General features: G+C 73.1%; 15 protein-coding genes. 9 read left to right on the plus strand and 6 right to left on the minus strand.

The features are described from left to right. Positions 1-9: 9 nt before the first annotated feature. Positions 10-546 carry a hypothetical protein gene (locus tag M8J73_RS20405; RefSeq protein ID WP_249828913.1) on the plus strand — a complete coding sequence of 179 codons (537 nt, stop codon included), beginning with the start codon at positions 10-12 and terminating at the stop codon, positions 544-546. Positions 547-671: 125 nt separating this feature from the next. Here the strand turns inward: M8J73_RS20405 and M8J73_RS20410 are convergent, their stop codons facing one another. The 3 genes from M8J73_RS20410 to M8J73_RS20420 all read right to left on the minus strand — a co-directional run bounded on the left by M8J73_RS20410 (position 672) and on the right by M8J73_RS20420 (position 4,627). Beyond that, the gene (locus M8J73_RS20410; RefSeq protein WP_372503984.1) at positions 672-1,403 is read right to left on the minus strand and encodes a flavin reductase family protein; all 732 of its coding nucleotides are present in this window, start codon (positions 1,401-1,403) and stop codon (positions 672-674) included. A gap of 85 nt (positions 1,404-1,488) precedes the next feature. Beyond that, a complete protein-coding gene (locus M8J73_RS20415) occupies positions 1,489-2,316 on the minus strand; it encodes an enoyl-CoA hydratase/isomerase family protein (protein ID WP_249828914.1) in 828 nt (275 codons plus the stop codon). Positions 2,317-2,374: 58 nt separating this feature from the next. Then, entirely contained in the window at positions 2,375-4,627 is a 2,253-nt protein-coding gene (locus M8J73_RS20420; RefSeq protein ID WP_249828915.1) for an acetate--CoA ligase family protein, read from the minus strand. Positions 4,628-4,993: 366 nt separating this feature from the next. Between M8J73_RS20420 and M8J73_RS20425 the strand changes: the two genes are divergently transcribed. Next, positions 4,994-6,337: a COG1361 family protein gene (locus M8J73_RS20425; protein WP_055539735.1), complete on the plus strand. Its 1,344-nt coding sequence runs from the start codon at positions 4,994-4,996 to the stop codon at positions 6,335-6,337. A 14-nt stretch (positions 6,338-6,351) separates the two neighbouring features. On the opposite strand, the gene M8J73_RS20430 is transcribed toward M8J73_RS20425, so the two are convergent. Beyond that, positions 6,352-7,560 (minus strand): flavin-containing monooxygenase, encoded by a 1,209-nt coding sequence (locus tag M8J73_RS20430; RefSeq protein ID WP_055539734.1) that lies wholly within the window; start codon positions 7,558-7,560, stop codon positions 6,352-6,354. Between the two features lie 316 nt (positions 7,561-7,876). Between M8J73_RS20430 and M8J73_RS20435 the strand changes: the two genes are divergently transcribed. The 5 genes from M8J73_RS20435 (at position 7,877) to M8J73_RS20455 (ending at position 11,247) form a co-directional block, all read left to right on the plus strand. Continuing rightward, positions 7,877-8,323: a DoxX family membrane protein gene (locus tag M8J73_RS20435; protein WP_055539733.1), complete on the plus strand. Its 447-nt coding sequence runs from the start codon at positions 7,877-7,879 to the stop codon at positions 8,321-8,323. Then, complete coding sequence (locus M8J73_RS20440; protein ID WP_055539732.1) at positions 8,323-8,748, plus strand: Zn-ribbon domain-containing OB-fold protein; 426 nt, start codon at positions 8,323-8,325, stop codon at positions 8,746-8,748. The genes M8J73_RS20435 and M8J73_RS20440 overlap by 1 nt, the downstream gene beginning before the upstream one ends. A gap of 137 nt (positions 8,749-8,885) precedes the next feature. After that, complete coding sequence (locus M8J73_RS20445; protein ID WP_055539737.1) at positions 8,886-9,461, plus strand: GNAT family N-acetyltransferase; 576 nt, start codon at positions 8,886-8,888, stop codon at positions 9,459-9,461. An 89-nt stretch (positions 9,462-9,550) separates the two neighbouring features. After that, entirely contained in the window at positions 9,551-10,411 is an 861-nt protein-coding gene (locus M8J73_RS20450; protein ID WP_079054941.1) for a class I SAM-dependent DNA methyltransferase, read from the plus strand. Between the two features lie 38 nt (positions 10,412-10,449). Continuing rightward, positions 10,450-11,247, plus strand: coding sequence for a DUF5995 family protein (locus tag M8J73_RS20455; RefSeq protein WP_055539731.1), 798 nt, complete (start codon positions 10,450-10,452; stop codon positions 11,245-11,247). A gap of 96 nt (positions 11,248-11,343) precedes the next feature. On the opposite strand, the gene M8J73_RS20460 is transcribed toward M8J73_RS20455, so the two are convergent. Together M8J73_RS20460 and M8J73_RS20465 are read right to left on the minus strand one after the other, a co-directional pair. Next, on the minus strand, positions 11,344-12,030 hold the full coding sequence (locus M8J73_RS20460) for a pyridoxine/pyridoxamine 5'-phosphate oxidase (protein WP_055539730.1): 687 nt from the start codon (positions 12,028-12,030) through the stop codon (positions 11,344-11,346). A gap of 32 nt (positions 12,031-12,062) precedes the next feature. Beyond that, positions 12,063-13,268 (minus strand): thiolase C-terminal domain-containing protein, encoded by a 1,206-nt coding sequence (locus M8J73_RS20465; protein ID WP_206187883.1) that lies wholly within the window; start codon positions 13,266-13,268, stop codon positions 12,063-12,065. A gap of 136 nt (positions 13,269-13,404) precedes the next feature. On the opposite strand from M8J73_RS20465, the gene M8J73_RS20470 reads away from it, so the two are divergent. Further along, positions 13,405-14,619: an acyl-CoA dehydrogenase family protein gene (locus M8J73_RS20470; protein WP_055539728.1), complete on the plus strand. Its 1,215-nt coding sequence runs from the start codon at positions 13,405-13,407 to the stop codon at positions 14,617-14,619. Beyond that, positions 14,619-15,119, plus strand: coding sequence for a nitroreductase family deazaflavin-dependent oxidoreductase (locus M8J73_RS20475; RefSeq protein ID WP_055539727.1), 501 nt, complete (start codon positions 14,619-14,621; stop codon positions 15,117-15,119). The genes M8J73_RS20470 and M8J73_RS20475 overlap by 1 nt, the downstream gene beginning before the upstream one ends. Positions 15,120-15,256: the final 137 nt, after the last annotated feature.

The following is a 15,256-nucleotide window of genomic DNA, read 5'->3' on the forward strand; positions in this document are numbered from 1 at the left end:
GTGATGTCCATGGCGAAGGCAGAGACGACGGACGAGGGCGTGGCCCGCGGGAGCGCCGAACCGTCGGCGGTGTCCATGGCCGTGCTCGGGGTCGAGGGCGCGCTGGTGTGCGCCGCGCTGTTCGTGGCCGTGCTCGGCGCCCAGGAGGGCCCCGGCGGCGGGGAGCCCTTCGCGGCCCTCGCGGTCGTCCCGCTGATGCTCGTGCTGACCCTGTTCGCCGGTGGTGTGCTCACCGCCGCGTACGTCGTCCCGGCGGTGCGCCTCGCCCACTGGACCGCGCGGCAGCTGACCGGCCGCACCGCCTGGTGGTGGATCCCACCCGCCTGCACCCTGTGGGTCCTCCCGGCCCTGGCCGTTCCCGCCTGGCACCTCGCGGGCCTCGGCCTCTACGCCGTGACCCTGCCCCCGGCCCTGGCGGTGCACGTCACTGTCGTACGGGCCCGGGCGGGCCGACCGGTACAGCCCTGCGCGGCGATCCTCTCGTGGGGCGCGCTGGCCGTCGGGTGCGTGGTGATCGGCGGCGGGGCGGTCGTGGCGGTGGGGTGAGGCCGGGGTGGGTCAGCCGGGTTGTGAAGCGGTGGAGTGGCCCAGCCGGTTGTGAAGCGGCGGGGTGTCTCAGCCGGTTGTGAAGCGGCGGGGTGTCTCAGCCGGTTGTGAAGCGGCGGGGTGTCTCAGCCGGTTGTGAAGCCGCCGAAGCGGCCCCGGTGGAAGAGCAGGGGCGCGCTCGACGCCTCGTCCGCGTCGGCGGTGCCCAGTGCCTCCACCCGGCCCACCACGATCAGATGGTCCCCTCCGGGGTGCACGGCGTGGATCGCGCAGTCGATCCAGGCGGCGGCGCCGGCGAGGCGGGGCGAGCCGGTGACGGGGGCCGGGTCGTGGGCGACACCGGCGAACTTGTCCGCACCGCTCACCGCGAAGCGCCGGCACAACTCGCCCTGATCCGCGCCGAGTACGTTCACGCAGAAGACGCCGGCGCGAGCGATCCGGGGCCAGGTCGTCGACGTACGGCCGACCATGAAGACGACGAGGGGCGGGTCGAGCGAGAGCGAGGAGAAGGACTGACAGGCGAATCCGGCGGGGCGGTCGTCGGGAGGGGGGCTGCCGGTGGGGCGGCCGTCGGTGGGGTGGCCCTCGGCAGGGCGGCTGCCGACGGGGCGACCGTGGGTCGGGTCGTCCTGGCCGGTGGCGGAGGGCGGCGGGGCGGTGATCACCGTCACGCCCGTCGCGAAGCTGCCCAGGACGCGGCGGAACTCCGCCTGGTCGACGGGCGCCCGCTCGCCCTCACGGACACAGCGCAGCTCGGGGCGCGGCAGCGCTTCGACCGGGCGGACCGGCGCGGCCGTCCGAGTCCGGTCGGACCGTAGATATCGGACGGCTGCCGCCGCCATTCCCGCATGTCCCATCACCACCCCATTGAAACTGACGAACCGTCAGAAATGAAGGGCCGTGCGGGTCGCCGTTGGGTCCGCCGTCTCTGCGGGCGGGTGTTCAGCGGCCCTCGAAGCGGGGCGCGCGGCGTTCGGTGAAGCTTGCCAGGCCCTCCTGGGCGTCCGCCGTCGTCATGTTGATCTCCTGGGCGGCGGCCTCGGCGGCGAAGGCGGTGGCGCGGTCGGTGTCGAGGGAGGCGTTGACCAGGTGCTTGGTCAGGGCCAGGGCGCGGGTGGGGCCGGCGGCGAGGCGTTCGGCCCACTCGCGGGCCGTCTTCTCCAGGTCGGCGGCGGGGACGACCCGGTTGACCAGGCCGAGCCGTTCCGCGTCGGCGGCGGACAGGGCGTCGCCGAAGAACATCAGCTCCTTCGCGCGCTGCGGCCCGATCAGTCGGGGCAGGAGGTAGGCGCCGCCGCCGTCGGGGACGAGTCCGCGGCGGACGAACACCTCGATGAAACGGGCCTCCTCGGCCGCCAGGACCAGATCGCAGGCGAGGGCGAGATGCGCGCCGATACCGGCCGCCGTGCCGTTCACCGCCGCCAGCACCGGCTTCTCGCAGTCGAGGACGGCCGCGACGAGCCGCTGGGCGCCGAGACGGATGGTGCGGGCCACGTCACCGGCGACCCGTTCGGCGGGGCGGGCCGCCCCGCCGCGCAGATCGGCGCCCGCGCAGAACCCGCGGCCCGCCGCGGTGATCACGACGGCCCGCACGGCGGGGTCCGCGGAGGCGTCCGAGAGCAGCTGGACGAGATGGTCGCGCTGGTCGGGGGTGAGGGCGTTCATCGCCTCGGGGCGGTTGAGAGTGATCCACGAGACGGCGTTGTCAGTGGCGTGCAGTATCAATGAGTCACGGGATTTTTCCGGACGTTCAAGGGGGGATGCGGACATGTGGGTGCTCCATCTGTTACGAGGTGTGATGGCCTTGTCCGGTGTGGTGCGGTGGCGTTCAGCGGCACACCGCCAGCGCGTCCAGAGCCACGGCGCCCTGCCCCCTCGGCAGCACCATCAGCGGGTTGATGTCCAGCTCCGCGATCTCGTCCCCCAGTTCCAGCGCCATCCGCTGCACCCGGAGCACGACCTCCACGAGCGCGTCGACATCGGCCGGGGCCGCCCCGCGGACCCCGTCCAGCAGGGCCCGGCCACGCAGTTCGGCGAGCATGGCGCGCGCCTGGTCCTCCCCGAAGGGCGGCACGCGTACGGCCGCGTCGCGGAGCACCTCGACGAGGACACCGCCGAGCCCGACCGTCACCGTCGGCCCGAAGAGGTCGTCGTGCGTGACCCCCACGACCATCTCCACACCCCGCTCGACCATCTGGCAGACGAGCACCCCGTCGAGCGACACGTCCTCGTAGCGGGCTATGTCGGTGAGTTCGCGATAGGCGTCGCGGATCTGGCTCGCGGAGGTCAGCCCGATCTTCACCAGGCCGAGTTCCGTCTTGTGGGCGATCCGCGCCCCGGACGCCTTCATCACCACCGGGTAGCCGACGAGGCTCGCCGCGCGCACGGCCGCCGCCGCGCTCGTCACCAACTGCTCGCGCGGCACCCTTATCCCGTAGGCGCGCAGCAGCTGCTTGGCCGCGTGCTCGCTCAGCTGTTGCCCCGGCCGCATCAGGGCCTTCGCCTTGCGGAAGGAGGGGGAGGGGGAGCGTGGGGCCTCGTCGAAGGGGGAGCGGTAGGCGGTGGTGAAGCGGGCGTGGTCGAGGTGGGCGCGGACGGCGGTGATGCAGTTGGCGAAGGTGCGGAAGGTCGCCACCTTCGACGACCCGAGCAGCGTCTCGCGGTAGGCGTCCTCGGTGCCCACCGGCGACCCCCACACCACGCACACCAGCTTGTCGGTGCGTTCGGCGGCGTCCACCAGGTCCTGGGCGAGCTTGTCGCTCATCGGCGGGAAGGGGCCGGTGATGGGGCAGATCAGCACACCGACCGCCGGGTCGTCGAGGATCGCGTCGAGGATGCGGGGGCCGCGCCAGTCGCCCACCGGGTGGCCGCCGTTGTCGACCGGGTTGGCCACGTTCAGATAGTCGGGGATCCACTGGTGCAGTTCGGCCTGCTTGGCCTCCGACAGCGTCGGCAGGCGCAGCCCGGCCTCCGTCGCCAGGTCCGCGAAGTGCGCGCCCGTGCCGCCCGAGATCGAATAGACGACGACACCGTCGGCCACCGGACGTGACGGGGTCTCGGCGCGCGGACGCCGGGCCCGCGCCAGCAGGGTCGCCGTGTCCTGGAGTTCGTCCAGACCGTCCACGCGGATCACGCCGTACTGCCGCATCGCCGCGTCGACCACCGCGTCCGCGCCGGTCAGCTTGCCGGTGTGGGTGGCGGCGGTGCGGGCGCCGGCCTCGGTGCGGCCGACCTTCACGGCCACGACGGGCACTCCGCGCCGGGCGGCCCGGTCGGCGGCGAGGAGGAAGGAGCGGCCGTCCTTGAGGCCCTCGATGTAGCAGGCGATGGCGCCCACCTCGGGGCGCTCGGCGAAGTAGGAGATGAAGTCGGCGGTCTCCAGATCGGCCTCGTTGCCGGTGGGGGCCCAGTGGGAGAGACGGATGCCGAGTTCCTGGAGGGAGAAGACCGGGCGGCCCTGGTGGCCGGACTGGGTGATCAGCGCGATCGCGGGCCCGTCCAGGTCGTCGCGGAAGCGTTCGAAGGCGTTGAGGTTGGTGTTCGGGCCGAGCAGCCGCATGCCTCCGGAGCGGGCGACGGCCGCGGCCAGCCGCTGCTGCGCGAGGGCGCCCTCCTCGCCGGTCTCCGCGAACCCGGAGGCGAAGGCGACCGCGAACTTCACCTTGGCCTCGGCGAGTTCGTCGATCAGCGGGAGGGGGTCGGAGACGAGCAGCACGGCGAGGTCGACCTGTTCGGGCAGGGCGGCGACGGAAGGGGAGCAGGGGATGCCGAAGACGGAAGGGCGCGTGGGGTGCACCGGGTGCAGCCGTGCGCCGACCCGTTCGGCCCAGGCGAGCAACTGCCGGGTGATTCCGGTGTTGGGCCGGCCCTCCGCGTCCGAGGCGCCCACCACCGCCACGGACTCGGGGCGGAAGAACCGGTCCAGATCGGGGACGGCGGCGTACAGCGGGCGGCCGCTGACGTCCAGGTCACCGGCCTCGGCAGGTCTGCCGTGCACGATCTGCTGGGGGGTCTCGCCGCAGGCGATCGCCCGGGACCGGCGGGAGTCGGTGGTGAGGGTGCCGTGGGTTGATCCAAGCATCGGTCCGCCCGCTCCTGTGTGACAGCCAATTCACTGAGGTGACGCGGTCACTACCACTCATCGAACTGACACAGCGTCAGATTTCAGATTACTGAACTGACGCTGTGTCAGGAATGGGTGTGCGGGCAAAGTTACGTGGCGGTACGGGGAGTTGTACCCGCCGGGGACGGCCGTCAGACGTATACGGCGGCGGGCGGGTTTCGTCCGGCCGGGTTCGACGGTCGGCCGGTTTGGATCGTCGAGCGGTTTCGACCGTCGGCCGGTTTCGACCGCCTACCGGTTTCCACGACCGGGCGGCTACAACCGTCGGCTCGTCCTGGCGGTCCAACTGTCGACCAAGATCACCGAACAATCGGGGGGAACGCAGTGCGACGACTCAAGGGCTGGACCTCGGCGGCCGCGGCGGTCGCGGCGGGGCTGCTCACGGCGGTGCCGGTGACGTCCGCCGTCGCGGCGGACGAGCCGCAGTCCGACCAGCTGTGGATCGACGCTCCGGCGGAGCAGAGCCTGCCGCGCGGAGCGGACGGCGGGGAGGCGCAGAGCCGCACGCTCGACATCGGCCTCTACCACGACAACGACACCTTCACCGTGACCGACGGCAGGGTGACCGTCGACATCTCCGGGCTCGCCGGGATCGCCGAGGTGACCTGGCCGGAGAACTGCGCGCCCAGCGGTACGACCGCCGTGTGCGACGTGCCCGAGGTGCCGGTGATCGGCCCGGACTACGGCCGGCAGATCCCGCTCACGGTGCGGGCCGCCGAGGGCGCGGAGACCGGCGCGCGGGGCCGGATCACCTACGAGGCCACCGCCACCGGCGGCCCCGACGGCACGCTCGCCGCGCCCTCGGGCAGCTTCGACACCACACTGACCGTCAGCGGTGGACCCGACCTCGCGCTCGCCGACGCCGCCCCGATCACGCACGCCCGGCCCGGCAGCACCCGGGCCGTGCCCTTCGCGGTGACCAACAAGGGCGACGCGACCGCGCACGGCTTCAAGGTCACGATGACGGCCTCGCACGGGCTGGCGTACCTGTCGAAGTACGCCGCGTGCACCTACACGGCGGACCCTGTGGACGGCGGCGCCGAGAACGCCCCGTTCTCCTACGCGACCTGTGAGTTCGACGAGGAGCTGACCCCCGGCGACTCCTTCGCGCTGCCCGAGCCGCTGACGCTCTCGGTGACGGGGCACGCGCTGAAGGAGCGGCTGGACATCGGCGTCGAGCCGGGCGGCGGCGCCACCGACATCAACACGGGAGACAACTACACCTCCCTCCAGGTCAGTGCGGACAACACCGCCGACTTCTCCGTCACGGGCGCGGCCGTCACCGGGGCGGCGGGCGAGACGGTCACCGCCTCGCTCACCTTCCGGAACAACGGCCCCGCCTGGGTCGCCCACCTCGGCTCCGGGGACCCGGTCGCCCGGGTCCGCGTGGTCGTCCCGCGGGGTACGACGGTCACCGACGCCCCCGCGGAGTGCGACCCGCGCACCCTCTCCGGCGGCTCCTACCCGAACCGCACGGGCGCGCCGCTCTACGACTGTGAGCTGCCGTACTACGTCCTGGAGGACGCCGGGAAGACGTATGCGTTCAAGGTGCGGATCGACAGCGTGACACCCGGCGCGACGGGGGCGGTGAGCGTCCACCCGGTGTCCGGGCAGTTGGCGTTCGACCCGGACACGTCCAACAACACGGCGGTGCTGGCGGTGAACTGACGTCGGCGGCCCCTTCAGCGCGCGGCGCGCACCTGCACGGTGACCGCGTCGCGTGTGGCGACGCCCCCGGTGTGGGCGACGGCCTTGGCGATCTTCTCGGCGTCGAGGGCGAGTTCGCGGAACATGCCGCTGATGGGGTTGGTGAAGCCGGTGAAGTACAGGCCGGGCGCGTTCCGCGGGGAGCGCGCTCCGTGCACGACCGGCTTGCCGCGCTCGTCCAGGACGTCGAGATGGCCGAGCAGTCCCTCCAGGGCCCGGCGGTAACCGGTGGCGGCGATCACGGCGTCGGTCTCGACGTGCGAGCCGTCGGCGAGGACGACCTTGCCGTCCTCGAACTTCTCCACCGCGGCGACGATCTCCACCTTGCCCTTGCGGACGGCGTCGATGATGCCGACGTCCTGGACGGGGATGGAGCCCTCGTTGACCCGCGAGTAGAGGCCGGAGGTGGGGCGAGGCAGCCCGTGCGCGGACAGGTCGGGCACGCTGAGCCGGGCCATCGGCCTGGCGATCCGGTCCACCAGGGCGACCGGGAGCCGCCGCACGAGGACGGCGCTGTACTGGGCGGCCCAGCCGGCCGTGGAGCGGCGCACGATGTGCGGGGCCGTCCGCACCGCGAGCCGTACCCGCTTCGCCCCGCCCTCGACGAGGTCGACGGCGATCTCGGCGCCGGTGTTGCCGATACCGACGACGAGGACGTCACGGCCGGCGTAGGGCTCGGGGTTGCGGTACGCGGAGGCGTGCGACAGGTCGCCGGTGAAGGTGTCGCGGCCGGGCCAGTCCGGGATGTGCGGTGTGTGGTTGTAGCCGGTGGCGACGACGACCGCGCCGGCGGTCAGCTCCCGGCCGCCGGTGGCGCGCAGCAGCCAGGTGCCGTCGGGGTTCCGCTCCACGCGAGTGACCTCCACGCCGGTCACGATCTCCAGCGCGTGGACCTCGGCGTACTTCTCCAGGTAGCGCACCACGTTGTCCCGCGCCACCCACCGGCCGAAACGGCGCGGCATCGGCAGGCCGGGCAGCGCCGACAGCCGCCGGGTGGTGTGCAGGCGCAGCCGGTCGTAGTGGCGCCGCCAGGACGCGCCCACGGCGTCCGACTTCTCCAGTACGACGGCCCGTATCCCCCGGGCACGCAGCGCGTGGGCGGCGGCCAGCCCGCCGGGACCGCCACCGATCACATAGACCGGGTGGTCGGAGGCGGGGGTCGCGGATGCTCTGGAGTCGGCCATGAGCCGAGCGTATTCACGTCCCTCATTGATGGGTCTCGGTCAAGACCGGAATTGGTTGCGGATTGATCACGGCTGAGGAGGAGTGCGTGAGGTCTGTGGCGTAGGTCTCCCGGAATATGGCGGGCGCGTGGTGTGGGTGGGGGTGGCGCGGAGTCCCGGTGTGCGCCGCGTCCCGGTAGTCCGCGCGTTGTGCGCCGCGTCCCGGTGGTCCCGCGCGTTGGGCGCTTCCCGCTCCACGTCTTGCGCTTACCCCTCCCATCCGCTGAACTGACGTACCGTCAGAAACCCCGCGCGGACGCGTCGAAGGGCGGCAGCGATGGACTCGGTCTGGCTCTCCGGTGGTGAATGGCTGGCTGTGCTGCGGATCGGGCTCGGGCTGTGGTGGCTGGAGAGCTGGCGGCACAAGGACAAGAAGACCTGGTTCCAGGGCGCCGGGATCGCCTGGGCGGCCGGGGTGGCCGGGAAACACCGCTGGGAGACGGTGCGCACCGGCTTCGACGTGGTGGTGAAGCCCCGGCCCCGGACCATGGCGTATGTCGTCGCGTACGCCGAACTCGCCCTCGGGCTCGGCCTGATCCTCGGCTTCCTCACCCCCGTGGCGCTGGTCGGGGGGCTGCTGCTCAACCTCCTCTACTTCGTGCTGATGATCCACGACTGGGCCGAGCAGGGGCAGAACTCGATGATGGCGCTGATCTCGGTCGTGGCGCTGTTCGGGATGTCATGGCAGAGCTGGTCGCTCGACAGCGCGCTGGGGCTCTTCTGATGGGCTCCGGCGGGGCCGGCGGCCGGTTCGATCTGCCGGAGGCCGACGCCTTCAGCCGTACGTACTGGGACGCGGCCGCCGAGGGGCGGCTGCTCGTACGGCGGTGCGGGGCGTGCGGGCGGGCCCACCACTACCCCCGTGAGTTCTGCCCCCACTGCTGGAGCGAGGACGTGCGCTGGGAGCAGGCGAGCGGCCGGGCCACGCTGTACACGTGGTCCGTCGTCCACCGCAACGATCTGCCGCCCTTCGGGGAGCGGGTCCCGTACGTCGCCGCCGTCGTCGATCTCGTCGAGGGGCCGCGCCTGATGACCGAGGTCGTGGAGTGCGAGGCGGCGGACCTGCGGGTGGGGATGGCGGTGGAGGCGGTGTTCCGGGAGGCCGGGGAGTTCCGGGTGCCGGTGTTCCGTGTGTGCGTGGCCCCGTAGGGGAGGGGCGCGCGGGCTTCGGTTTCAATGGGCGGGTGAGCCGTACTCCTGAGTCGTGTGCCGACGAATTGCCCCCCGGGTCCGCCGGGTTCGTAGAGTCCACGGGGTCCGCCGGGGCCGCCGAGTCGTCCGGGGTCGTGTCCCGCGCCGAGGTGCACGGGCACGGGCTCGTGCTGTGCGCCTGGGACGCCGAGTCCGACGCCGATGTGGACGCCTGGTTCCGGGGGCGTTCCGACCCGGAGTTCCGGCGGTGGAACACGCCCCTGATGCTGGACGACGGGCCCGAGGGGGCGCGTGAGTCGTTGCGGCGGCGCGCGGAGACCGACGCGGAGGGGAGCACCGCGACGTTCCGGGTCGTGGACGCGGAGAGCGGGGTCACGCTCGGGCAGGTCGGGTTCAGCGGGATCGACCGGCTGATGCGACGGGCCATGATCGGCTACTGGGTACTGCCGGAGGCCCGCGGCCGGCGGGTCGCCCGCCACTCGGTCGACCTCGCCACGCGCTGGGCCTTCGCCGAACTCGGCCTCCACCGCATCGAACTCGACCACGCCCTCGGCCACGACGCGTCCTGCCGGATCGCCGAGCGGGCAGGGTACCCGTACGAGGGGACCCTGCGCGGGGCGATGTGGGAGGAGGGGCGGCACGACGCCTTCCGCGACGCCCACCTCCACGCCCGCCTGGCCACCGACCCCGAGCCCGGTGGGGATGCATAGGGAGGGCCGCGCGGGAGCGTCCGGCCCCGGATGAAGGGGGCGTGAAATCCGCGTGCGGGCGGCGGGCCTTGCTCTGTACGGTCGTGAGAATGCGTGCAGAGGGACGTGACCACGGAAACGTACAAACACCCGACGACGACGTGAAGACACAGGCCCCCGACCACGACGTGAAGACACAGGCCCCCGACCACGGGTACGCCACCGTCGACGACCCCGACGGCTACTTCGGTGAGGCCGTCGCCGCCCACTACGACGAGACGTCCGCCGAGATGTTCGCCCCGGAGACGGTGGATCCGGCCGTGGCGTTGATCGCGGAACTCGCCGAACTGCCCGGACACAAGCCCCGCGCGCTGGAGTTCGGCGTCGGCACCGGACGTATCGCCCTGCCCCTCGCCCGCGCGGGTGTCCCCGTGCACGGCATCGACATGTCGCGCGCCATGGTGGAGCGGATGCGGGCCAAGCCCGGCGGGGACGCGATCGGCGTGACCATCGGGGACTTCGCCACCGCCCGCGCGGACGGCGAGTTCACCGTCGCCTACCTCGTTTTCAACACGATCAACAACCTGCTCACGCAGGACGCCCAGGTGGACTGCTTCCTCAACGCCGCCGCGCACCTCGTGCCCGGCGGGCACTTCGTCATCGAGGTCGGGGTGCCGGCGCTGCGCAGTCTGCCGCCGGGGCAGGACGCGGTGCCGTTCCATGTGGGCCCGGACCGGCTGGGGTTCGACACGTACGACGTGGCCACGCAGAGGATGCGGTCGCACCATGTGCGTGTCGTCGACGGGCGGGCGACACACCTCTCGATCCCGTTCCGGTACGTGTGGCCGGCCGAGCTGGACCTCATGGCCCGGCTCGCCGGGATGCGGCTGCGCGACCGCTGGGAGGACTGGGACCGGCGGCCGTTCACCAGCGACAGCACCCGGCACGTGTCGGTGTGGGAGAAGGACTGAACCGGTAGGGCCAAGGGCGCACGGGACGGGAGTGGGACATGGCGGCAGGGAACATCGACGAGGTCGTGGACGGGCTCGCCGAGGTCGTAAGGGACGCCCGCCGCGCCGGCGACCGGATCGGCTACTTCGCCGCGCTGTACCGGCAGGTGACCGTCGAGGTCCGTACGGCCATCCATGAGGGGCGGTTCGACGACGGCGCCCGCATGGACCGGTTCGACACGCACTTCGGGAACCGCTACTTCGAGGCGTACGACGCCTGGCGCGCCGACCGCGGGGGGCCGCGCTGCTGGCGTGTGGCTTTCGGGCTGCTGGACGACTCCGACACCGTGATCGTCCAGCACCTGCTGCTCGGCGTGAACGCGCACATCAACCTCGACCTGGCCGTCGCCGCCGCGCGGACCGCCCCCGGTGCGTCCATCCACGCGCTGCGGCGCGACTTCCTGCTGATCAACGACATCCTCGGCCGGGTCGTACTGGAGGTGCAGGACTCGATCGACGCCCTGTCGCCGCTCCTGTCGCTGCTGGACCGGATCGGGGCCCGCACCGACGAGCGGATCCTTGACTTCAGCATCCGCCGGTCCCGTGAGGAGGCCTGGCACAACGCCGTGCTGCTCGCCGGTCAGACCGAGGAGGAGCAGGCGGAGACCATCGAGCGGCTCGACATCCGGGCCGCCGTACTGGCCCGCCTGATCGCCCGCCCCGGCGGCCTCGTCCGACCGGCCCTGGAGCTGATCCGCGCCACCGAGAGCGACGACGTCCCGGCCGTCGTCGCCCACCTGGACAGGGCGATGGAACGGTCCGCCGCCCGGCGAAGCACGGACGCCACGGACGACTGAGCCCGGCTCCTCCCGAGGCAGGGCACGGACGGCTGAGCCCGGCTTCCCCCTCCGGCCAGGTAGCGGCCGGGGTCGCCCACGAGGCGACCGCGTGCCTCAGGGCCACAGAAGTTCCGTGGCCCAACCCCCCTCCGCCCTGCGGTAGACGAGCCGGACGTGGCGTCGGCGGGCGTCGCCCTGGAAGAACTCCACCTCGTCCGGCTCGACCGTGTACGCCGTCCAGGACGGTACGGGCGCGTCCGGCTCCCGTTCGGCCCGAGCCCACGCGTCGTCGGACGCCCGCTCCAGCTCCGCCAGGGAGGGCAGGACGGCGCTCTGCTGCCCCACGAGGGCCGCGGCCAGCGCGCCCGTCGAGCGGGCGTGCAGGTCGGCCTGGGCGAACGCGGCGGGGGCCACCGTGACCCGGCCGCGCACCCGCACCTGCCGCCCCCGCACGGGCCAGTAGAAGCCGAGGGCCGCGTACGGGCGGGCCGCCAGGTGCCGTCCCTTGCGGCTGCCGGAGTGCGTCGCGAAGTGCCAGCCGTGGTCGTCCACGTCGTGCAGCATCACCGTACGGACGTCCGGGTTGCCCTCCTCGTCGGCCGTGGCCAGCGACATCGTGTGCGGCTCGGGCTGCCCGGCCGCGACCGCGTCCGCGAACCAGGTGGTGAACAGGGGGACCGGTGCGGCGGGTGCCGCGGCCGGGTCGAGGCCGGGCAGCTCGGTGACCTCGGGGTCCCAGACCCGCAGGGTCCGCAGCAGCTGGACGAAGCCGGAGGGGGCGTCGGCGCCGGGAATGCTCATGCGGCGATTCTGCCGGGCCGCGCCGGGACCCCTCACCCCCGCCCCAGGACCACCGTCCCCGAGGAGCAGAACCAGCCTCCCGTGCCGGAGGCGACGGCGAGGCGGGGGAGATCGCCGCCGGGGGAGCGCAGCTGCCGCTCGCCCGCCTCGCCGCGCAGCTGGCGGACGGCCTCGACGAGGAGGAAGAGGCCGCGCATCCCGGGGTGCTGGGCGGACAGGCCGCCGCCGTCGGTGTTGACGGGGAGGTCCCCGGTGAGGGTCAGGCGGTTCTTCTCCACGAAGGGGCCGCCCTCGCCCTTCGCGCAGAAACCCAGGTCCTCCAGCGTCACCAGCGTCATGTAGGTGAACGCGTCGTAGATCTCTGCGAAGTCGATCTCGGACGGGCGGACCCCGGCCCGTTCGAAGGCGAGGCGGCCGCTGACCGCCGCCGGGGAGACGGTGAAGTCGGGCCACTCGGACATGGTGGTGTGGGAGACGTGCTCCCCGGTGCCGAGGACCCAGGCGGGGGTGGCCGGATGGCAGTCCCGTACGTACTCCTCGGCCGCCAGGACGACCGCCGCGCCTCCGTCGGAGCGGACGCAGCAGTGGAGCTTGGTGAAGGGGTCCGCGATCGGCGCGGAGGACAGCACGTCGTCGACGGTGATCGGCGTGCGGAACATCGCCTCCGGGTTCGCCGCCGCGTTCGCCCGGGCCTGCACGGCCACGGAGGCGAGCTGCTCCAGGGTCGTTCCGTACTGGTGCATATGGCGGCGGGCGGCCATGGCGTACTTGGCGATCAGGGTGTGCCCGTAGGGGACCTCGTACTGGAGGGGGCCGCGGGCGCCGAAGGAGAGGGTGCCGGTGCGGCGGCCCGCCCTGATGTCGGCGCGGGCCGTGGAGCCGTACACGAGCAGCACGACGTTCGCGTGCCCGGCGGCGATCGCGTCGGCCGCGTGTGCCGCCATGACCTCCCAGGTGGCGCCGCCGACCGATGTGGAGTCCACCCACGTCGGCCGCAGCCCGAGGTACTCGCCGACCTCCACCGGCGCCAGTGTCCCGAGGCCCGCCGACGCCAGTCCGTCCACGACGGTGTGCTCCAGGCCCGCGTCCGCGAGGGCCCGGCGGGCGGCCTGCGCGTGCAGCGCGTACGGCGTCGCGTCGTCCACCCGCCCGCAGTCGGCGAGCGCGACCCCCACGACGGCCACCTCGCGGCGGCCGGCCCTTCCCCTGCGAATCCCCGGTACGGCGGCAGCGGTCATGGATCTGACGGTACATCAGATTACCGCCGTGGGGGACCTGTGCTTCCGTCGCCTCCCGCTCTAACATGACGCACCGTCAGATCGATGCCGGATGGATGTCGGATCGAGCAGAGGGTGAGCAGAGGGGGACCCGCCCATGGACGCCCGCTTCACCGCCGAGCAGGAGGAGATCCGCCGCACGGTACGGGAGTTGCTGCTCAAGCGCAGTGGCCCGGAGGACGTCCGGGCGGCCGTACGGACCGGCGAGGGATACGACGCCGCGCTGTGGACGACGCTCGCCGAACAGCTCGGCCTGCCGGGGCTCGCGCTCCCCGAGGAGTACGGCGGGGTCGGCTGCTCGGTCACCGAACTGGCTCTCGCCTGCGAGGAACTGGGGCGCGGGCTCACCCCCTCGCCGCTGCCGGCCACCGCCCTCCTCACGGCCCCCCTCGTCCTCGCCCTCGGCACCGACCGCCAGCGCGAGCGGCTCCTCCCCCGCCTCGCCACCGGCCGCCTCACCGCCGCGCTCGCCGTCCCCGGCGCCGCCCTCGCCACCGCGCTCGCCCTGACCGGTGACAACCACGGGGCGTGGGCCGGTGGCGGACGCGCCGGGGGAGTGCAGGCACGGCGGTCCGGTGACGGCTGGCGGCTGTACGGGGAGGTCACGCAGGTGCTCGACGGGCACAGCGCGGGACTGCTCCTCGTGGCCGCCCACACCGGCGGGTTCGCCCGGTCACGCACCCTGCTCTTCCTCGTCCGGGCGGAGGCGACGGGACTCGTACGGGTACGGCAGACCGCCCTCGACGAGACCCGGCCGGTGGGCCGTGTCCAACTGCGCGACTCCCCGGCCGAGTTGCTGGGAGAGGACGACGAGGCGGACGTACCGGCCGCGCTCGCCGATGTGGGCGACGCGGCCGCCGCCGTCCTCGCCGCCGAGGCCGTCGGAGCGGCGGACCGGGCCCTGGAACGGACCGTCGCCCACGTACGGCAGCGGGAGCAGTTCGGGCGGCCGATCGGATCCTTCCAGACGGTCAAGCACCGGCTGGCCGACGTGTACGTCGGTGTGCAGGCCGCCCGGTCGGCCGCGTACTACGCGGCGTGGAGCGCGGGCGTGCGTGGTGAGCGGGTCGGCGTGCGCGGTGAGCGGGTCGGCGGGCAGGCCCTCGCCCAGGCGCTGGAGGCGCTGCGGACCGCCGCCGCGGAGGGCGTCCAGTTCCACGGCGGCCTCGGTTTCACCTGGGAACACCAGGTGCATCTGTACGTCAAGCGCGCCATGGCGGACGCACTGCTCCTCGGCCCCGTGCACCGGTTGCGGGGGCGGGCGGCGGAGTTGGCGGGCATGTTCGGCGACGACGAGGAGGTGCGGGGCTGATGGCCTCGAAGAGCGCGAGTGGCCTGAAGGACGCAGGCGTGCGATGGGTGCAGAAGGTGTCGTCCGCTCCGGCGTTCGCGCGGGTGGCGCCCCATGTCATCCCCGCCCTCGACCGGGCCGTGCACCGGATGACACGGGGCAAGGTGCTCCTCAGCGCGCAACTGCTGCCGGGGATCGTCCTGACCGCGACCGGGGCGCGGAGCGGGGTGCCGCGCCGCACACCGCTGGCCTGCATGCCCGAGGAGGGCGGCCGGAGCTGGCTGCTCATCGGCTCCAACTTCGGCCGGACCGACCATCCAGCCTGGACCGCGAACCTCCTGGCCCACCCCGACGCCGTGATCAGCTGGAAGGGCGAGGACATCCCGGTCACCGCGCGGCTGCTCCAGGGCGAGGAACGGGCGGCGGCATGGAAGGAACTGCTGCGCTTCTGGCCGCCGTACGCGACCTACCAGGCCCGGGTGGAGCGGGAGATCCGGGTGTTCCGGATCGCCCGGCGGTGAGGGCGCGGTTGTTCCGGATCGTCCGGCGGCGGCGAGGGCGCGGGTGTTTCCGTTTCGTCCGGCGGCGGTGAGACGCGGCGGGCGGTGCCCCTCGGGTGAGGGCGCCGCCAGCGTGACAGGAATCCGCGTCCTGGGCC

This window comes from Streptomyces neyagawaensis (assembly GCF_023516595.1).
Lineage (GTDB): Bacteria > Actinomycetota > Actinomycetes > Streptomycetales > Streptomycetaceae > Streptomyces > Streptomyces neyagawaensis.